The organism is Streptomyces varsoviensis, assembly GCF_000718635.1.
Classification (GTDB): Bacteria; Actinomycetota; Actinomycetes; order Streptomycetales; family Streptomycetaceae; genus Streptomyces; species Streptomyces varsoviensis.
The window spans coordinates 674,774-694,225 of sequence record NZ_JOBF01000003.1; the positions used below are offsets into that span (position 1 = coordinate 674,774).

Here is a 19,452-nt window from a genome sequence, read left to right on the forward strand (position 1 = left end):
CTTCGGCGAGAGGGGGGACTCAGCCCCCGTCGGAGACCAGCGCCGACCGCTCGCGTCGCGGTCGAGCAGTCCATGACCCGGCCCGTCGGAAGCGGCGCGGAGCCTCCGCGGGCTCGGGCGCGCCAGCGCCAGCGTGTCATGCGGACGGGCCGGGCCCGGGCGGGGCCCGGCCCCTGCTCAGATCAGGTCGGCGTGACGGAGAGGCCCGCGAGGGCACTGGCGGCGCCGCCCGTGCGCAGGGCCACCGAGCCGTAGGGGGTTCGCAGGCGCAGCCAGTCGCGCGCGGCGAAGAGCGCCAGGGGCTCGTCCACGACGGCGGTCGCCCCGGTACGGGCCGGTCGGGCGGAACCGGCGGGGGCAGCGACCTGGTCGGCGGGTGTACGGGCGGCGGGCAGCCCCGTTCGTACGGGCCGTGCGGGCTCCCCGGCGGGCCCCGCGGGCCGCAGGAAGCCCAGCGACTGCGCGGCGTGTACGGCGCGCAGCGGCAGGCCCGTCGCGCCGAGGGTCCGCGACCAGATCTCGCGGCCGATGCGGTCGCGCTCGGCGCGCGTGCGCCGCTCCTGCGGCAGCGCCTCGTCCCGCGCGCGGAACTCGGCGACCGCGGCGGCCACGGCCGCCCGCACCTCGTCCGGTCCGGGCAGCCCCTCGACGCGCCGCCAGCCGCCGCGCGGCGGCAGCACCCCGGCCCACGGCGGGCCGGTGACCGCCTCGGGCACCTCGACGCCCGCCGCCGACGCGGCGTCCAGCGCGTCCGCGAGCTGCCCGGCCGAGACGGTGAGGTCCAGCGGCCCGCCGGCGGGCCCCGGCGCGGGGGCGGCGGCGAGCCGGGCCGTGCGGATGGCGAGCACCTCGAAGGACGGCGGGCGGCCGAAGACCGCGAGGGCGCCGCCGTCCGGCCCGCCGCCCGCCTGGAGGCGCACAGCGGCCGCCCGGTCGTAGTGGATCAGCCGGGTCAGGAAGGCGGCCACGTCGGCCGCCTCCCCGGCGTCGGCGAACCGCAGCCGCTGCTGGGACGCCGTCATGCCGCGACGGCCTCCCCCTGCTCCGGTGCCCCCGGCGCGTCGCCCGGCTCGTCCCGGTAGGCCTCCAGGAACGCCTTCTCCTCCGCGGTGATCCGCCGCGGCCGACCCGCTTCGAGGTCGTACGGCACGACGACGGTCGAGGCCCGCACGTACACCTCGTCGTCGTCCTTGACCTCGTACGCGACGGTCATGGAGGCGGCGGTTATCTTCGTCACCCATGTCTCGATGGTCACCGGGGCATGCCGGTGCACCAGCGGACGCAGGTAGTTGATCTCGTGCCGGGCCACGACGGAGCCGCCCGAGAAGGAGGCGCTCCCCTCCCCCGGCGCGAGCCGCCACATGAAGTCGATCCGCGCCTCTTCCAGATAGCGGACGAAGACGGCGTTGTTCACATGGCCGAACGCGTCCATGTCGGACCAGCGCAGGGGGCAGGAGTAGAGATGGCGCGCCACGGTCAGCCCCGCGTCAGCTTCTTGTAGGTGGCCCGGTGCGGGCGAGCGGCGTCGACGCCGAGCCGGTCGATCTTGTTCTTCTCGTACGACTCGAAGTTGCCCTCGAACCAGTACCACTTGGAGTCGCCCTCGTAGGCGAGGATGTGGGTGGCGACCCGGTCGAGGAACCAGCGGTCGTGGGAGATGACCACCGCGGCGCCGGGGAACTCCAGCAGCGCGTTCTCCAGCGAGGACAGCGTCTCCACGTCGAGGTCGTTGGTCGGCTCGTCGAGGAGGAGCAGGTTGCCGCCCTCCTTGAGGGTGAGCGCCAGGTTGAGCCGGTTGCGCTCGCCGCCGGAGAGGACGCCCGCGGGCTTCTGCTGGTCCGGGCCCTTGAAGCCGAAGGCGCTGACGTACGCGCGGGAGGGCATCTCGACCTGTCCGACGTTGATGTAGTCGAGCTCGTCGGAGACGACGGCCCACAGCGTCTTCTTGGGGTCGATGTTGGCGCGCGTCTGGTCGACGTAGCTGACCTTGACGGTCTCGCCGATCTTGATCGAGCCGGAGTCCGGGGTCTCCAGGCCCTGGATCATCTTGAACAGCGTGGTCTTGCCGGCGCCGTTGGGGCCGATGACGCCCACGATGCCGTTGCGCGGCAGCGTGAAGGACAGGTCGTCGATGAGGACCTTGTCGCCGAACGCCTTCGAGAGGTTGTTGACCTCGACGACGACGGAGCCCAGGCGCGGGCCCGGCGGGATCTGGATCTCCTCGAAGTCCAGCTTCCGCATCTTGTCGGCCTCGGCCGCCATCTCCTCGTAACGGGCCAGTCGCGCCTTCGACTTGGCCTGCCGCCCCTTGGCGTTGGAGCGGACCCACTCCAGCTCTTCCTTGAGCCGCTTGGCGCGCTTGGCGTCCTTCTGGCCCTCGACCTTCAGACGGGTCTGCTTGGTCTCCAGGTACGTGGAGTAGTTGCCCTCGTAGCCGATCGCGCGGCCGCGGTCGAGCTCCAGGATCCAGCCGGCGACGTGGTCGAGGAAGTACCGGTCGTGGGTGACGGCGACGACGGTGCCGGGGTACTTCGCGAGGTGCTGCTCCAGCCACTGCACGGACTCGGCGTCCAGGTGGTTGGTGGGCTCGTCGAGGAGCAGCAGGTCGGGCGCCTCCAGCAGCAGCTTGCAGAGCGCGACGCGGCGCTTCTCACCGCCGGAGAGGTTGGTGACGGGCCAGTCGCCGGGCGGGCAGCCCAGGGCGTCCATGGCCTGTTCGAGCTGGGTGTCGAGGTCCCAGGCGTTGGCGTGGTCGAGCTGCTCCTGGAGCTTGCCCATCTCGTCGAGCAGTTCGTCGGAGTAGTCGGTGGCCATCAGCTCGGCGACCTCGTTGAACCGCTTGAGCTTGGCCATCGTGTCGGCCGCGCCGTCCTGGACGTTCTCCAGCACGGTCTTGGACTCGTCCAGCGGCGGCTCCTGGAGGAGCATGCCGACGGTGTAGCCGGGCGCGAGGAAGGCGTCGCCGTTGGACGGCTGCTCAAGCCCCGCCATGATCTTCAGGACGGTGGACTTACCGGCGCCATTGGGGCCGACCACACCGATCTTCGCACCGGGCAGGAAGCTCAGCGACACGTCATCGAGGATGACCTTGTCGCCGTGCGCCTTGCGCGTCTTGCGCATCGTGTAGATGTACTCAGCCAAGAGAAACCGTCCGGCAATCGATGAGCGGGCAGAGATACACACCATCTTGCCGTACGGCCGCCCTCGGGCGGAAACCAGTAACGGCTCCCCTGCCCCGGAGCGCCTCGACGCTCCGGGGCAGGGGTGTTCAGCCGTGCTCGGAGGGTGACGGTCGGCTTACTGGCCGGCCGCGCCCGCCTTCTTCTTGCGGAGGAGGAAGACCGCTCCGCCGCCGACCACGACCAGGCCGACCGCGACGCTCGCGATCACCGGGGTGGCGCTGCTGCTACCGGTCTCGGCCAGGTCGCCGCCGCCCGTGCTGCTGGAGCCGGAGGTGGAACCGGAACCGGTGGAACCGCCGGCCGACGCCGGGCTCGGGTGCGAGGACGGGGCGGTGGACGGGGCGGGCGTGTGGGTGCCGCCGCCGGTCGACCCGCTGCCCGCGGTCTGGCAGTCCAGGACGCCGGAGAACGTCTTGGAGAAGCCGTTCGGGCCGTTGATCGTGAACTTGTAGGCCTGGTCCTCGGCCACCTTCACGAAGGTGGTCTCGGACTTGCCGGGCTGGACGGTGACCTTCTTGCCCTCCAGGGTGAAGGTGAACGCCTCGTCGCCCTGGTTGGTCGCCGTGACGTTCACGCCGCCCTTGACGCAGTCCTTCTTGGCGGTGACCGCCGGTATCGCGCCCTTCTTCGCCCAGTTCGCGGTGGCGGGGGCGGAGACGTTGCTCGCGGTGGAACCGGCCAGGATCTGGGTCTGGCTCTTGGCGTACTTGCCGATGCCCGTGAAGGCGCGCCCGATCGGCACCTGGGTGGTGGCCGAGGCGGTCAGCGAGGTGGCGCCGTCGGCCGTGCCGGCCGGCACGTCGAAGAAGAGCTCGCTGCCGTTGACGGCGCTGGTGATGGACTTGCCGGTCTTGTCGACGACCTTGACGCCCTTGGTGGCGGCGTCGCCCGCCGGTGCGACGGTCACGCTCTTGGCGTTGGTGTGCACCGTGATCGGGCCGAGCTTCTGGCCGGACTTGCCGGAGACGGCGTTCGGCGTGAGGGTCAGGGAGGCCTTGGGCTCCTCGACCTTCTCGGCGTTCTTGGTGAGGTAGTCCGCCAGTTTCTCGGCGTTCTCGTTCTTCGCGTCGACCTTCACGTGGTCCGAGTAGCGCCAGATGGCCACCTGGGTGCCGGCGGCGGCCTGGTCCTCGGTGAGCGAGGAGACGCCGGCGGTCTTGGCGAGCTTGGTGAGGTCGTTCACGTGCGGGTAGGAGTGCTCAAGGATCCAGAGGATCTTGCCCGCGTCGGGGTTGTTGTGGAGCGAGGACTGCTCCCAGTCGGTCTCCTTGTACTGCGCACCGGCCTGCGTGGGGTTGCGGATGTCAATGCAGTACGACTGGATGTCACCGCCTTCCTTCACCTTCATCCGGAAGAGGCCGGCGTCGACGCCCCAGGTGTCGCCCTTGTCATGCACGACCGCCTTGCCGGAAGTCGTCAGACCGCCGAGCGTGGCGGTGGCACCGCCGCCCTGGTTCTGGGGCACCTCGTCCGCGACGGCCGGTCCGGCCGCGGCCATCGCACCCGCCGCGACCAGGCCGGACGCCATAGCCGCGGCAGCAAGACGGGCTGGAACCCGTCTTTTTACAGAAATCATGGATTTCCCCTCCGGGCGAGCGCGGATCAATTGGTCGCGCGTCGCCAGCGAACTCAAAACTCAGGAGCCCCCGTTGGTACGAAACGGAATCCTAGGGATAGAGCGCACCCCGGTCCCCACCCATACCTTCGGATAACCGATCCGAATCGGAATCGTTATCACCGAACACCCCCGTGACCTGGGATTATCGACAAATCCACGGGGCAAACCCCCCATTTCAGACGGATGTTGACGCGGCTCCCACACCCGTCACGACGGGCTCCGTCGACCAATTGGGCTCATTCGCCTGCTCGGCCATTTCCGGCATCTCATCCGGAATCGCTCGCGGCAATCCCTCTGATCGGACGTCAGCGATCAAGGCGGTTACGGCGTCGGCGGCCGCCCCCGGAACTGCCGGTTCCCTCTCATCCGCCGAACCATTTCGTTCAACTCGCAATGTTTTACCGGGCACTACGCGCCGGAAGGCCGATGTACCGCGCGCGAGATCGTGCCCGATGGCCACGGCCTCGATGTCCGCCGACAGCCACCGCTTGCCGTCGCGCTCCCCCTGCTGGATACGCAACTTCCCCTGCACCACGAGTGGTTCCCCCACCGAGATCGAAGCCACCACATTCGACGCGAGCGAGCGCCACGCCCACACCGTGTAGAAACTCGTGGAACCGTCGACCCACTCGCCGCGCCCCCGGTCGAACCGCCGCACCGTGGAAGCCAGCCGGAACCGCGACACTGGCGCCCCCGACGCCGCCTGCTTGAAGTCCGGCGCCGTGGCCACATTTCCCACGACCGTCACCAACGCTTCGTTCATCCGAACCGCCCCCGTTCGCTTCCTGCATCTCGTGCATTCATGCTGCCCGCTCTCCCGAAATCCCGCCGGGGCCTGTGGACGGGGAGGCCGAATGTGAACAACTCCCCCACCCACAAGGGCTACAGAGACATCACGAGACACAAAGACTGCACAGGTCACACTGCATAGATCACACTGCGCAGGTCGCACCGCACAGGTCAGATAGCCCGCGAGAGGGCACAGCCAGCGAGCCGAGGCGGCGCCGCCTTTCGGCATCAGCCTCGCGTTTCGGTCCGAGCCTCGTGGGTCGGCGCGGGCCTACCGTTTCGGTCCGAGCCTCGTGGGTCGGCGCGTGCCAACCGTTTCGGTACGAGCCTCGCGCTTCGGCCCCAGGCGCGACTCGCGCAGGCTCCGCCGGCCGGCGCGGCTCTCACACGCCGCCCACGGCCTTCCCCGGCCCCGCCGCGATGACGTACTGCTCCCGCACCTCGCGATAGCGCAGCAGCTCGGCGGCGACCGGTTCCAGCACCCGCGCCCGCCCGCACCCGGCGGCCGCGTCCCGCAGGCGCCGCTCGGCGTCCAGGCCGTGGCCGCGCGCCGGACCCCGCGCCGCGGCCCGGCAGGCCGCGGCCAGCACGGGCCCGCCGAGCCCACCGCCCGTCAGGACCACGGCGGGAATCCACCATTGGCCGCCGACCACGCCCACGACCGCCCCGAGCAGCCAGAGCAGGCCGGCCACGTGCAGGGCGAACAACACCCCTTGCCCGGCGGCGGCGACGGCCCACCACTTCGGCCGTACGGACGGGCCCGCCGCGCTCCCGGCCGTGCCCCGGCCCGTACGCACCGCAGAACCGCCCTCGCCCGCCTTCTTGGCGTTCCTCCCGCCCCTCGTTCCCCAGCCGCCCTTCGCGTCCGCGGCGTCCCGGGTCCGGTCGGCGGCCACCACCTCGTCCAGCGCCTCCGCCAGCCCCTCGGCGCCGCGTCCGGCCGCCTCGCGCACGGCCTGCGCCCACGGTGCGGGCAACCCCGTAGCGGCGCCGTGCACCAAGGTCCGTACGGCCTGCTCGACCATGGGGCGCGAGGCCGTACGCGACGGCTGCGAAGCGGGGCGCGGCAGATGCGCCCTCGCCCCCGCGGCGGGACGCGACGCGCTCGTCGCCGAGGCCCGGCCGCCGCGCGAGTCGGCCCCCGCGCGGCTCCGCTGACGCCCGCCGCTCCCGCCGCCCCGGAAGGTTCCGCTGGAACCTCCGGGCCCGCTGGAGCCACTGGAACCGCCGATGTCATGGGCGGTTCCGCCGACGCCGCCCGCCGTACAGCCCCCGGCGTCCGCCTGGTCCGTCGCCCTCCGCCCGTACCAGCGGCGGGCGCGCGACCACGGCGTGCCACAGGCGCGGCCGGCGGCGCGCAGCCACGCGCGTTCCGCGGCCTGCCCGGCGGCCGCCGCGCCCACCGCCTCGGCCAGCCGGCCCTCGAACTCCTCGCGCGCCGCCTCCGTGAGCCCCGCCCGTCCCGGCGCGACGTACGCGGACCGCAGGCGCTCCGTCGCGCCGTCCACGTCCGCGGCCAGCCGCCGCTCGGCGGCCCCGCGCACGGCGGCGAACTGACCCAGCATCTCGCGCAGTTCGCCGACGCCCTCCCCTGTGAGAGCGGACATCGCCAGTACGGCAGCGCCCGGATCGCCGTACTCGCCGAGCGCCAGGCCGTCCTCGTCCAGCAGTCGCCGCAGGTCGTCCAGGACCTGGTCGGCCGCGTCCCCGGGCAGCCGGTCCACCTGGTTGAGCACGACGAACGTCACCTCGGCGTAGCCGGCCAGCGGCCGCAGATAGCGCTCGTGCAGCACCGCGTCCGCGTACTTCTCCGGGTCCACCACCCAGATCACCGCGTCCACCAGCCCCAGCAGCCAATCCACCTGTTCGCGGTGGTCGACCGCGGCCGAGTCGTGGTCGGGCAGGTCGATGAGCACGAGCCCGCGCATCTCCGGGTCGTACGGCCGCGGTGGCCGCAACCGCGCCTCGGGCGGGATCCGGAGCCGGTCCAGGAGGCCGCCCGCGTGGTCCGTCCAGGCGCACGCGACGGGCGCGCACGTGGTGGGGCGGCGCACCCCCGCCTCGGAGAGCCGGGCGCCGGCGAGGCAGTTGAAGAGCGTCGACTTCCCGCTGCCGGTGGCCCCGGCCAGGGCCACCACCGTGTGGTCGAGGGAGTGCCGCTGCCGTGCGGCGGCCTCCTCCAGGACCCGGCCGGCCTCGGCCAGTGTCCGCCGGTCCACCCGCGTCCGGGACAGCCCGACGAGCTCGCGCAGGGCGTCCAGGCGGGGCCGCAGGGAGCTGAAGTCGCTCCTGGAGACGGGAAAGGCGGGGGCCGCGTACCGAGGCACGCCGCGCGCACGCGTCCCGTTCTCGCGCGCTTCCGCGCCGCCTCCGCATCCAACGTGATGCGCGTGGCCCCCGTAGCTTCCATAGGACCCCGGGGCATACGCGTAGTCCTTATAGGGCACCGCGTACTCCCCGGGCTCCCAGGTCCCGCCTTCCGGAGTCGTAGGGGCCGCTCCTGTGCCGCGTCCGGCTCGCCACCGCGCCCCGTGGCCCGTCGCGCCGCCGCCTGTCATGTCGTGGTGCGGTGCGCCGTGGCGCGGTGAGCCGTCGTCCGTCGCGCTGTCGCTCGTCGCGTCGTCGCTCGTCGCGCCGGGGCGCTGCGCGCGGCGGGCGATCAGCCCGTCGTCCCAGGAGGCCCGGCGCATCACCAGCGGCGGCACCAGGGGGGCCGAGGGGGCCGAGGGGGCCGTGCCGGGGTCAGGGGCGAGACGGAAACCGGCGTCGCCGAGGGCGCTGGTGCCACCGGCGTCCCCGGCGGTGTCTCCGGGTTCGCCGGTGTCGTCATCGGCGGCGGGCCGGGGCGGGTTCGCGGTCACCGGGGTCACCTCTCCTTCTGCAGCACGGACAGGGCGGCGATCAGCTCGGACTGGTGCTCCGGCGCGACGTCGAGCGCGTCCAGGGGCGCGAGCCGCAGGTCCCGTTCCGTATCGAGGACACGGGTGAGGCAGTCGTCGAGCAGTTCTCCGCCACGGTCGCGCAGCCGCAGGGCGCCCAGGGCGCCCAGGGTCTCGGCGAGCGTCTCACCGGCCGTACGGGCGCGGCGGCCCCCCAGGAGCGCGGCGGCGAGCAGGGCTGCGACCTGTTCGGGGTCGGCGGCGGCAGGCCGCTCGGCGGCCCGTACCTCTTCCTCCGCGGCCTCCTCCACGCACCGCCGCCAGCGCCGGACGGCGACGCCTACGCGGTCGGCGGTGGCGCGGGGGTCGTGGGGCGCGAGCGCGGAGGCGGCCACGGAGGCTCCCCGGGCGGCCTCCCTGGGGAGGGTCCCCGCTTCCTGTGCGGGCTCCACATGGTCGTCGGCGGCGGCGGTGGCGCAGCACAGGAGTGCGGCCAGGGACTCCTCCAGCGCGGTGAGCAGTTCCCCGGGGGTGCTGTCGCGGGGGTGGCCGCGCCAGTGGGTCAGCGCGTCGCCCGCGAGCGTTTCGCCGGCCGCGATCTCCCGCCGTACACGTTCGCCGGCCGCCGCGTACGCCCGTTCCGCGCGCTGCATCAGCCGCACGGCGGCGGCGTGCTGGGCGGCGGAGGCCCCGGCGAGGGCGGGCATCCGGGACCGCAGGGAGGCGACGACCCCGGCGGCGGTACGGGCCGCGGCGGCCGTCCGCGCCTCGGGGTCCTGGGCGCGGTGGGTGAGCCAGGCGCGGAGCGCGGCCACCGCGGTGGCGGGCAGGAGCCCGCTGCCGCCGCCGGCGGACTCGGGGAGTTCGGGGATGGTGAAGCGGGGGACGGAGCCGAGCCCGGCGGCGGTCAGCATCGCCGCGTACTGCCGCGAGACGTCGGCCGCGACCTGGTGCGGCACCCGGTCCAGGACGGTGACGAGCGTGACGTCGTACTCCTTGGCCGTACGCAGCAGGTGCCAGGGGACCGCGTCGGCGTAGCGGGTGGCGGTGGTGACGAGGACCCAGATGTCGGCGGCGCAGATCAGTTCGGCGGCCAGCTCCCGGTTGCGGGCGACGAGGGAGTCGATGTCGGGGGCGTCGAGGAGGGCGAGGCCGCGAGGGAGGGCGTCGTCGGCCTCGATGCGCAGGGCGGGCGGCGCGCCGTCCTCCTCGTACGCGCCGTCGCCGCCCTCTTCCGGCACCGGCTCCGGTTGCCGCCGCCCTTCTGCACGTCCGTAGCCGGCCGCCGCTTCCTGCGTGGGCATCCAGACGCGGCTCAGCCGCGGGAGGACCCGCAGCCCCGCGAACCAGTGGTGATCATCGGGGTGGCACACCAGTACGGGCGTACGCGTGGTCGGTCGCAATACTCCGGCCGCCGTGACCCGCCGGCCGACGAGCGAGTTGACGAGGGTGGACTTCCCGGCTCCCGTGGAGCCCCCGACGACGGCGAGCAGCGGCGCTTCGGGGGCCTGCAGCCGGGGCACCAGGTAGTCGTCGAGCTGCGCCAACAGCTCGACGCGGCTGAGGCGCGCGCGGGCGGCGCCCGGAAGGGGGAGCGGGAAACGTGCGGCGTCTACACGGTCACGCAGTGCGGACAGCGCGTCGAGGAGCCGGGGCCGTACGTCCAAGGTCGCCACATGTGCAGAATGCCCAATTTCGTTGGGTTTTTGAAGCGTATGGCCATCGGTGCGCGAGGCGTGGCGAGTGAGGCCCAGGCATAACGAGTACACAACACCCGCCGCCTGATGCGTGAAAAACGATGCAGAATTCGTACCTGCCTGCGATTATCGGGACCGCTTCACCGAACCTCCACAACGTGTCACGGAGGTGAAGCAACCGGGACGAGGTGCACGAAGCCCTATCCTTGTCCCCGGCAAGGTCACGGCACCACCGAGCCCGGGGCTTCAGCCGTCCGAGACCGTCACACCGGCCCCCGTAGCTCAGTGGATAGAGCAGGCGCCTTCTAAGCGCTTGGCCGCAGGTTCGAGTCCTGCCGGGGGCGCCACCACACCCTCACCTGGGAAAATACCGGTGAGGGTGTGTGAGCGCCATAAGCACACCGCTCACAGACCAAGCGCCTTCGACACCACGGCGGCCGCCCGCCCTTCCCGCCGGCCGCCACCACACCCGAACACTCCGTCGACCGAACGCGCCACCGATCCCCCGGTCGTCCCGGCCCTCCCCTTCCGGCCGTACCCACCACGCGCCACACCCGACGCGACCCACCCCCGCCCGCCCCGTCGCGACCCGCGTTCGGCCGCCGCCCGCTTGCCGACGGCGGGCGTTGTCAGTGCGGGAAGGCATGCTGCGTTCAGCGGCTCGGCCCGAGGGGCGGGCTGGATGCCGCTTCGAGGGAGGGGGCGCGAGCGGCCGGCTGCCCAGTGAGGCGCTGCGTCAGGTCGGCGGCGACGTACAGGGGTTGATGCGGTTCGACGCCGGTCTTGTGCACGCGATCGACGGGGCGGGCGCCGACCGTCAGCGCGTCGTCGCCAGGCTGGCGGCCCGCCGGGCCTACGACGTGGCCGGCCTGGCGGAACTCGACTGGGTCGTACCGGCCCTGGCGGCCCTGGACGAGGGGCGGCCGCTGCCGGCGCCCTTCGATGATCGTGAGCGCGTGTGGGAGCTGGTCGACAGCGACGAGCGGGTTCCGGCGAGATTGATTGAACGGGCGACGCCGCCTGGCCTGAAGGGCTTTGAGTCGTCGTCCAGTTCGCGCGGTGTGCAGTATTTGATCGGGCCGTTGCGGGAACGTGCCATCGCGGCGACCCGGGCCTCGGCCGCCCCGGCGCCCATACACATGTCTCAGCCGCACATGGCCGTTCCGGCCCTCTTCGCCGCCGCGGGGCCCGACCCGCTCCAGGCCGCGCTCGACGCCGTGTACGCCGCCGTCACCGCCTACGGCGCGGACCATCCCGACCTGCTCCGCGAGGTGTGGGCAGCGGTCCGCGGATAAGCCCGGGGCGGACTGCCGCTACGGAGGGAAGACCCCGATTTCATTACTCTCCGCAATAAACGGGAAAGGGGGCGACGGCGGTGGCGGGGTACGAGGAAACGCTGGGGACACTGCTCTGACGTGCCGGGTTTACGGGCTGGAGTTCACTCGTGGGCGTGATGTTCGTCGGGGGGTCTAGCGCGCCGAGACCTCCGCGTGCGTCACTGTGTGTAGCGGATGGAACCGCCGTCCGAATCGATCGGAAGGTGATCACGATGAGCGAGACGCTGCCCATCGAGCCCGCCGACGTCCGCGAGACCCCGCTGCCGGTCGAGACCGGCGAGTTCGTGGAACTCACTCGGGAGCGAGGGGGCGGGACGCCCGAGGGCAATGGCCCGCGCTTCCCCTTCTGGGGGTGAGGGGACCAGCGGCGGCGTAGGAGCGGGGGAAGCGGCGGCCGTCGCCTGAGCGGGAGCGGGTCGAGGGCCGAGGGGCCGAGGGGCCGAGGGCCGAGGGATCGCGTGGCACAAGGGGGCGTCGCGGTGGCGTCCGGGGAGGGGTGGAGCGTGTCGAGTACGGCAACGGGATGCTGGTTCGTGGTGCTTCCGGACGCGGAGTTTCCGCCCGGTCTGGTGGCCCGGCTGCGGGATCGGGCCGCGGACGAGGTGCCCCACGCGTCGGGGCGGCCGTGGCTGCTGGGGTCGTGGACGGCGACTGGCCGGATGGCCCTGGCGCGGGCCGGCGGGCGACTGTTGGCCCTGTTCGGCGAGGCGTCGGTGCCCAGCGCCGCGCTGCGGGTCCGGCTGAAGAAGGTGCGGGCCCTCACGGACCTGGAGAGCGCGCTGGCCGGGGTGCACGGCAGTTTCCATGTGGCCGCGTCCATGGCAGGCCATGGGTACGTGCGCGGGAGCGCCTCCGGGGCCCGGCGCCTCTACCGGACCGAGATCGGCGGGGTGACGGTGTGCGCGGACCGGGCCCGGACCCTGGCCTGGCTCGTCGACGCGCGGCCGGACACCGCGCGGATCGTCGCTCACCTGGCCGCCCCGCAGCTCCCGCACCCGCTGGCCGGGGCATCGATGTGGAGCGGCGTGGAGGCCGTGGCTCCGGGCGACGCGCTGCGTACGGAGCCGGGCGGCCACGGGCACACCGCCCCGTGGTGGCAGGCTCCGCCCGCCGAACTGCCGCTCGCCGAAGGGGCCTCGGCGCTGCGCGACGCCCTGTGCGAGGCCGTCGCCCTGCGGGCGCGGCCGGACCAGGTCGTAGGGGCCGACCTGTCCGGCGGCATGGACTCCTCCTCGCTGTGCTTCCTCGCCGCCGAGTCCGGTGCGTCGCTGGTCACCGCGACCCTGCACTGGAGCGCCGCCGGCAACGAGGACCGGGAGTACGCGCGTTACGCCGCCGAGCGGCTGCCCGGCGCCGAGCCGCTGGAGTTCGTGCCCGAGGAGCTGCCCGCCTGCTTCGCGGGGCTCGACGAGCCCCGTCCCCCGCTGGAGGAGCCGAGCTGCCTCCTGCGCGACCGGGCCATCCAGCGGCGCTTGGCGGGCGAGTTGCGCGGCCGGGGCGCGGTGCTCCGGCTGTCGGGGCACGGCGGCGATCACGTGGTGGTGCCGCCCGTCTCGTACCTCCACGGCCTGCTGCGGCGCAGCCCGCGCGCCGCGCTGCGCCAGACGGCCGGGTTCAGGGCACGCGGCCGGTGGCCGCTGGCCGCCACCGCGCGCATGCTGCTGAGCCGACGCTCGTACTCCGCCTGGCTGACGGCGGCGCGGGGGCACCTGCGCGAGGACGCCCCGGTCGGCGAGGCCCCGGACATCTGGGGTACGTACCCGCGGCTCCCGGCCTGGGCGAGCGCGCAGGCCGCCGAACAGTTCGGGGAACTCCTCGCCCGAGCCGCCGAGCGGGACGATCTGCCGCCCGCCTCGGAGGCCGGCCGGCACGCCAGAATCCATCAGATGCGCGAGGCCGGGCGCATCGCCGGGCTGTTGTACGAGGCCGGTGCAGCGGCGGACCTGCCGACACACAGCCCGTTCTGCGACGACACCGTCCTCGACGCGTGCCTGGCCGTACGGCCCGAGGACGCGGGCAGCCCCTGGTCGTACAAGCCACTGCTGGCCGCCGCGATGGGCGGCCTGGTCCCCGACCGTCTGCTGGAGCGCACCACGAAGGACCACTGCGGCACCGAATGGCACCACGGCCTCAGAACCCACCGCCGCCAACTGGCAGCCTGGGCCGACACCTCCCTCCTGTCCGCCGCCGGCATCACCGAGCCGCGCGCTCTGCGGCTGGCCATGCTCAGCCCGGGGCTGAACACCGGCGGCGTCGCCGGGCTGGAGAACACGCTGGGCGCGGAGGCGTGGCTGCGCGAGGTGGCCGCCCACCCGGAACCCGAGTACCTCGCCCTCCGCGACCCCCAGGAAGAGCCCTCCATTGACACAGCTACGCACTGACGTCGCCTGCTGTCCCACCGAGGACGGCATGGTCCTGCTCGATGAACGCGACGGCCGCTACTGGCAGCTCAACGCCACCGGGGCCACCATCGTCCAGGCGCTGCTGGAGGGCGCCACCCCGCGGCAGATCGCCGATGGGCTCGCCGCCGCCCGCCCGGTCACACCGGAGCAGGCCCACGCCGATGTCGCAGCGCTCATCGACCACCTCACCCGTACCGGTCTGGTGGTGACGGCCTCGTGAGCCAGGTCCTCGACACGACGCCGGGCCGCCCGCCGCTGGGCCGCCGCCTCGCCGCCCGTGTCGCCGTCGGCTTGGCTCGACTGCTGGCCCATCTGCCGCCCCGGCGCCTGCGCGCCGTCCTGCGCGCCGCGCGGTGGGGTGCTACGCCCGCCGACTACGCCACCGCGCTGCGGGCGCGCCAGGACGTGACCGCGGTGAGCGTGCTGTGCTCCGGGCGCTACTGCCTCCAACGTTCCCTGGCCACCGCGCTGCTGTGCCGGCTGGGCGGCGTCTGGCCCACGTGGTGCACGGGGGTGCGTACGCCGCCCTTCGCCGCCCATGCCTGGGTGGAGGCGGACGGTCTCCGTGTCGGGGAGCCCGAGGAGGCCGCCACCTACCGCACTCTGCTCGCCGTCCCCCCGGCGTCCGGGTCCGAAGACTCCTCACCATCTGGCCTGTCCAGACCACCCGGCCTGGACAGGCCAGCCGACCTGGCCAGATCAGCCGGCCTGCCCACACCGCCCGGTCAGGACGGTCAGGACGGTCCGCCTCATCCAGCCAGTCCGCCCCGTCCGCCACATTCGACCCGTTCAGCCCGTTCAGCCCGGTCGGCCCGTTCAACCCTTTCGACCCGCTGGGGCCGGCGGGGCCGCTTCAGACGGGGCAGTCCGGAGGGGCCCTCGTCCTGAGCGGCGGTCTGGTCCGTGTGAGGCCCGTCGGGCCGACGGAGTTGCCTTCGGCGCTCGTCACCCCGGGGGGCATGGCGGCTCGCCGATAGATGGCGGTTTCGGCGGTGATATTCCATATGACGGGTACCAAGGTGGGGACGGAGGAGAGGAGTTCCCACCATGCCCCAGACCACACAGCGCGAGACCGTCCGCGAACTGCTCGACGAACACGGCCGTACGTTCGCCCACGAGGCGGGCATTCGGCTCCAGAACACGCCACAGCCGCTGTACCGGCTGCTCGTGCTCTCCGTGCTGCTCAGTACCCGTATCCGGCACAACATCGCAGTCGACACCTGCCGGGCACTGTACGAGGCGGGGATGCGCGACGCCCGGCGGATGGCCGAGGCCACCTGGCAGCAGCGGGTGGACGCCCTGGGGAAGGGAGGTTACCGGCGCTATGACGAGAGCACCTCGACGCAGCTCGGGGACGGGGCGGAGCTGTTGAGGGACAAGTACAAGGGGGACCTGCGACGGATGCGGGAGGCCGCCGACGGCGACATCGACGAGTTGCGCCGGTTGCTGCGCGAGGTGCCGGGGCTCGGGCCGGTCGGCGCGGACATCTTCCTGCGGGAGGCCCAGGGCGTCTGGCCCGAGGCCGCGCCGTATCTGGATGCCAAGGCGCTACAGGGGGCGCGCCGGCTCGGCCTGCCGGAGGACGAGAAGGCACTCGCGCGGTTGATGGGCGACGGCGACCCGGCCGTGTTCGCCGCCGCGCTGGTGCGCGTGGCCTTGGAGAAGTGAGTTCCCGCGCCCTCACCGGCCGGGACATGGCGGGCGGCGGCTCGGGGAGGCCGGCCGCTCGCGAAGGCCGGCCGGTGCGGGCGGGGGTGAGGCTTGGGGAGGCGAGGGTGCATGTCTGCGGCGAAGGCGGGTACGCGGGGGGCTTCCCGTCCTGTGCGGCACCCGCCCAGGACCGGCGACCGACCCGCTACGCGATGACAGGACTTTCGCATGAACACGCCCATGGACCTCCCCTCCGGCAACGGCCTATCCCCCGCCCAGCAGGCGCTCAACGCCCTGTCCGAGAACACCCAGGACGAGGCGGCGCTGGAGACTCTGGCGGGCAGCGATGTGCTGCTCCCCGTTCCGGACGAGCTGAGCGACGCGCAGGAGCCCGACTCCGGGGACGTGGTGCTGCCGATCATGGAGCAGCCGGGTGGGGCGCAGCTCGTGCCCGTATTCACCTCGGAGCTGCGCATGGCGGAGCTGCTGCCGTCCATCTCCCGCTACCGGATGGTGCCGCTCGGCACCCTCGCCTCGCAGTGGCCCTCCGGGGAGCTGTCGCTGGCCATCGACGCGAGTTCGCCCGGTGCCCTGACCCTCGATGCCCAGGGCGTACGGACCTTGCTGGCCCGGCCGTAGGCCCGGACATGCGCGGTCGGACTCCCACGCCTGGACCCGTGCCCTTGAACCCGTGCCTCTGAAGCCGGGGCCGCGGCGGGGACAGGGCGGGGCCGGGATGCGACCCCGGCCCCGCCCCATCCCGTTTCGTCTCGCGTCCCTTTACTGGTTACTGGTCGGGACCGGCGGGTGTCTCCGGGCATCGCGCCGGTCGGGCGCGGCGCGAGGTGAGGAGGGCCAGGAGCCGGCCCACGGCCCCGGGGCGGCGTGCGGCCACGGCCGGGGGTGGCTCTTCCCGCACGGGTTCGGCGGCCTCGGCGGATTCGGCGGTTTCGGCGGATTCGATGGGTCCGGCGGGTTCAGTCAGTCGGGCTTCGGAATCCGTCTTCCCTGCGGAAGCGGGCTCCGAAGGGGCGGGGATTGAAGGGGAAGCGGGGCGGTGGGCTAGGTAGGACTGGGCGCGCAGGTAGCCGTCCAGTCGGCGCCAGGGGTCAGCGGGCATGATGCCTCTTCTGCTCTCGTACCTGTCGAACCGAGGGGCAGGCGGCGCTCTCCGCCCGTGCGGGCGGGGCCGCGGTCCTCTCAGCAGCGCAGGACGACGCAGTGACCGTGGGCGGCGGTGACGGCCCGTCCGGGGCGAGGGGCCGCGCCGGACCGCTGGGGGACGTACGCGCGGTCGCGGCGGTGCTCCGGGCCCGGTTCGGCCCGGCGGCCGGACCGGCCGGGGCAGGCGGCGCGGGCGCGCCGCTGCTCATCCGCGCAGGTGGCGCTCTCGTCGGTGAACCGCTCGGACTCGACCACCGCGACGGCGGAGCGTGCCGGGTCGGCGGCGGCGCGCGCCGCCATGGGGTCCGCGCCGCACAGCGCGAACAGCACGGCGATCAGCGCGGTGGCGGCGGTCCGTGCGGCGGGCCGCCACACAGGTCCAGCCCAGCCAGTCATGCACCAAGAGTAGTCACTTCGTCACGCTTTGCGCGCTCCTTCGAATGGGGGAGAACGCCCACCACCAGCCCCGCCAGGGCGGCGATGATCCCGACGGTGGCCACGGCGGACCAGCCGCCGTTACCCCAGGCCAGCGAGCCCGCGAGCGAGCCGATGGCGATGCCCAGGAAGCGGAGGGTGAAGTAGAGGGTGTTGAGGCGGTTGTGGGTGGACTTGTCCAGCGTGAAAAGGGAGGTCTGGCAGACGACCTGACTGCCCCAGACGCCGATGTCGAGGACGACGACGCCGATGATCAGCCAGCTCAGGTGGGTACCGCCGGGGAGCAGCAGCACCCAGCCCGCGATCACGGTGACGATGAGGGCGGCGAGCCCCAAGCGCGGGCCCATGCGGTCGGCGAGCCGTCCGGCGGCCGGCGAGGCGAGCGCGCTGGCGGCGGCGACCAGGCCGAAGAGGCCGACCTCCGTGGAGCCGTAGTGGTAGTCCTGTTCGAGCAGGAAGGTCAGGGCGGTCCAGAACGCGCCGAAGGCGATGCCCACCAGCCCGCCGGAGATGGTGACGCGCCGGATCAGCGGGTGGGAGGCGAAGAGCCGGGGCAGCGACGCCAGCGTCGTGCGGTAGCGGGCGGCGCCGATGGCCGGAGCGGCCGGCAGTACGCGCCAGAGCACGCAGGTCATCAGCAGGGTCAGCGCGCAGGAGCACCAGTAGACGGCGCGCCAGCCGGCCAGTTCGGCGAACGATCCGGAGTACGCGCGCGAGGCCAGCACACCGATGAGCAGCCCGCCCTGGATGGTGCCCACGACCCGGCCCCGGCGCTGGTCCCCGGCGAGGGCGACGGCCAGCGGCGCGACCAACTGCGGGATCGGGGAGAGGAGGCCGACCAGGAAACTCGCGATGATCAGCCACCACGCCGTGGGCGCCACGGCGGACGCGGCGAGGGCGACGGTGGAGGCGGCTCCGAGGCGGAGGATCAGGCGGCGCCGGTCGTGGCTGTCGCCGGCCGGGACCATCAACAGGATGCCCGCGGCGTAGCCGAACTGGGTGGCCGTCGGCACGGCGCCGAGCGCTTCGGGGCTCACGTGCAGGTCCGCGGCGGCCGACCCCAGCAGCGGCTGGTTGAGGTAGACGTTGGCGGCGGTGACCGCGCTGGTGACGGCCAGCAGCACGGTGAGGGGGCGGGTGAGCCGGCCGGGGGCCTCGGTCAGGTCGGCCAGTTCGGGCGTCTGTGTCGAGTCAGCCATGACGGCTCACCCCCCGCCCGTACGCCGTGGAGTCGCGGGTGAGGCGCGCGGAACGTACGTACACGGAGGGTAGAAACGCGACGGGCAGGTACGCGGTGGGCGCGCGGGGCGGTGCGGGGGATGCGGGGGGCGCCGGGGCCGGCCGGCTTCCGTTCAAGGTCTCCATCACGTGGGTCCACGCTATGGCGGCCCCCGCCTGACATGCTTTCGCTCCTACGCCATCACCTATCGAGAGTGCGCCAATGTACGGGAAGAGCGAGGACCGCGACGACTACCAGCGGGTCCCGCGGCCGCTGGCGGCCATGGCGCGCGATCTCCCGGACGGCCACCACATCCCCGCGCACCGGCACCGGCGGGCGCAGTTGATCTACGGCACGACGGGCGCGATCACCGTCGTCACCGGCCATGGCACCTGGGTGGTGCCCGCCACGCGCGGGGTGTGGGTGCCGCCCGGCGTCACGCACACGATGAGCTGTACGGGCGCGGTGCGGATGCGCACCCTCTACATCGAACCGGCCGCGGCCACCGCCCTGCCCACCGAGCCGACCGTCGTCTCCGTGTCGCCGCTGCTGCGCGAACTCATCGACGAGGCGACCCGGATTCCGGTCGAGTACGCCCCGGACGGGCGTGACGGCCAGGTCATGGCGCTCCTGCTGACCGAGCTCGCGCCGCGGCCCGTACCGGCGCTGCATCTGCCCGCCCCCGACGATCCCGGACTCGACGGGCTCTGCGCGGCGATCCAGCGTGACCCCGGCGGCCACTGGACGACCGCCGGCGCCGCCGCCCACGCGCATCTGAGCCCGCGCAGTCTCCAGCGCCGGTTCGCCGCCGCCACGGGCATGTCGCTGACGCACTGGGTGCAGCAGGCGCGGCTGATCCACGCCGTCATCCTGCTGGCCCGGGGCGTCCCCGTGAGCGCCATCGCCACCGAACTCGGCTACGCCACACCGAGCGCCTTCACGGCCATGTTCCGCCGCGCGCTCGGGACCTCGCCCAGCGCGTACTTCGCCGAGCAGCGGGGGGCGTGAACGGGGGCCCGCGCCGGGGCGACCAGCGACGCGTATATCCCAACTCGTCTCCGTTTGGGGCCCGCAGGCACA

Annotated in this window: 17 protein-coding genes and 1 tRNA gene; 9 read left to right on the forward strand and 9 right to left on the reverse strand. The window is 73.2% G+C overall.

The window, feature by feature from the left end; genetic code table 11:
• Positions 1–182: 182 nt before the first annotated feature.
• From IF55_RS07410 to IF55_RS07440, 7 genes are all read right to left on the reverse strand, one after another.
• Positions 183–1,022: a DUF8010 domain-containing protein gene (locus tag IF55_RS07410; RefSeq protein ID WP_030875675.1), complete on the reverse strand. Its 840-nt coding sequence runs from the start codon at positions 1,020–1,022 to the stop codon at positions 183–185.
• A complete protein-coding gene (locus IF55_RS07415; RefSeq protein ID WP_037962562.1) occupies positions 1,019–1,474 on the reverse strand; it encodes an acyl-CoA thioesterase in 456 nt (151 codons plus the stop codon). Before IF55_RS07415 ends, IF55_RS07410 begins: the two co-directional genes overlap by 4 nt.
• Positions 1,475–1,476: 2 nt before the next feature.
• Positions 1,477–3,141: an energy-dependent translational throttle protein EttA gene (ettA, locus tag IF55_RS07420; protein WP_078643790.1), complete on the reverse strand. Its 1,665-nt coding sequence runs from the start codon at positions 3,139–3,141 to the stop codon at positions 1,477–1,479.
• 156 nt (positions 3,142–3,297) lie between these two features.
• The gene (locus tag IF55_RS07425; RefSeq protein ID WP_030875670.1) at positions 3,298–4,758 is read right to left on the reverse strand and encodes a Cys-Gln thioester bond-forming surface protein; all 1,461 of its coding nucleotides are present in this window, start codon (positions 4,756–4,758) and stop codon (positions 3,298–3,300) included.
• Between the two features lie 217 nt (positions 4,759–4,975).
• On the reverse strand, positions 4,976–5,563 hold the full coding sequence (locus IF55_RS07430; RefSeq protein ID WP_048831634.1) for a single-stranded DNA-binding protein: 588 nt from the start codon (positions 5,561–5,563) through the stop codon (positions 4,976–4,978).
• Positions 5,564–5,972: 409 nt separating this feature from the next.
• The gene (locus tag IF55_RS07435; RefSeq protein ID WP_398242661.1) at positions 5,973–8,450 is read right to left on the reverse strand and encodes a GTPase; all 2,478 of its coding nucleotides are present in this window, start codon (positions 8,448–8,450) and stop codon (positions 5,973–5,975) included.
• 5 nt (positions 8,451–8,455) lie between these two features.
• Entirely contained in the window at positions 8,456–10,135 is a 1,680-nt protein-coding gene (locus IF55_RS07440; RefSeq protein ID WP_030875648.1) for a dynamin family protein, read from the reverse strand.
• Between the two features lie 301 nt (positions 10,136–10,436).
• Between IF55_RS07440 and IF55_RS07445 the strand changes: the two genes are divergently transcribed.
• The 8 genes from IF55_RS07445 (at position 10,437) to IF55_RS07470 (ending at position 16,193) form a co-directional block, all read left to right on the forward strand.
• Positions 10,437–10,512 (forward strand) — tRNA-Arg (locus tag IF55_RS07445).
• A gap of 297 nt (positions 10,513–10,809) precedes the next feature.
• Positions 10,810–11,460, forward strand: coding sequence for a hypothetical protein (locus tag IF55_RS07450; protein ID WP_048831636.1), 651 nt, complete (start codon positions 10,810–10,812; stop codon positions 11,458–11,460).
• A 254-nt stretch (positions 11,461–11,714) separates the two neighbouring features.
• Positions 11,715–11,858: a hypothetical protein gene (locus IF55_RS39235; protein WP_157854257.1), complete on the forward strand. Its 144-nt coding sequence runs from the start codon at positions 11,715–11,717 to the stop codon at positions 11,856–11,858.
• 147 nt (positions 11,859–12,005) lie between these two features.
• Positions 12,006–13,883 (forward strand): asparagine synthase-related protein, encoded by a 1,878-nt coding sequence (locus IF55_RS07455; RefSeq protein ID WP_157854256.1) that lies wholly within the window; start codon positions 12,006–12,008, stop codon positions 13,881–13,883.
• Positions 13,864–14,124, forward strand: coding sequence for a lasso peptide biosynthesis PqqD family chaperone (locus tag IF55_RS07460; RefSeq protein ID WP_030875637.1), 261 nt, complete (start codon positions 13,864–13,866; stop codon positions 14,122–14,124). The genes IF55_RS07455 and IF55_RS07460 overlap by 20 nt, the downstream gene beginning before the upstream one ends.
• A complete protein-coding gene (locus IF55_RS41335; RefSeq protein WP_078643793.1) occupies positions 14,121–14,792 on the forward strand; it encodes a lasso peptide biosynthesis B2 protein in 672 nt (223 codons plus the stop codon). The genes IF55_RS07460 and IF55_RS41335 overlap by 4 nt, the downstream gene beginning before the upstream one ends.
• Before the next feature lie 159 nt (positions 14,793–14,951).
• Positions 14,952–15,572, forward strand: a complete 621-nt coding sequence (locus IF55_RS07465; RefSeq protein WP_030875634.1) for an HhH-GDP family DNA glycosylase — start codon at positions 14,952–14,954, stop codon at positions 15,570–15,572.
• 210 nt (positions 15,573–15,782) lie between these two features.
• Entirely contained in the window at positions 15,783–16,193 is a 411-nt protein-coding gene (locus IF55_RS07470; RefSeq protein ID WP_030875630.1) for an SseB family protein, read from the forward strand.
• Positions 16,194–16,754: 561 nt separating this feature from the next.
• Here IF55_RS07470 and IF55_RS38285 read toward each other — a convergent pair.
• Together IF55_RS38285 and IF55_RS07480 are read right to left on the reverse strand one after the other, a co-directional pair.
• Complete coding sequence (locus IF55_RS38285; protein ID WP_157854255.1) at positions 16,755–17,114, reverse strand: hypothetical protein; 360 nt, start codon at positions 17,112–17,114, stop codon at positions 16,755–16,757.
• Complete coding sequence (locus IF55_RS07480; RefSeq protein WP_048831643.1) at positions 17,111–18,352, reverse strand: MFS transporter; 1,242 nt, start codon at positions 18,350–18,352, stop codon at positions 17,111–17,113. Before IF55_RS07480 ends, IF55_RS38285 begins: the two co-directional genes overlap by 4 nt.
• Before the next feature lie 242 nt (positions 18,353–18,594).
• Between IF55_RS07480 and IF55_RS07485 the strand changes: the two genes are divergently transcribed.
• Positions 18,595–19,380, forward strand: coding sequence for an AraC family transcriptional regulator (locus IF55_RS07485; protein WP_030875621.1), 786 nt, complete (start codon positions 18,595–18,597; stop codon positions 19,378–19,380).
• Positions 19,381–19,452 lie beyond the last annotated feature (72 nt).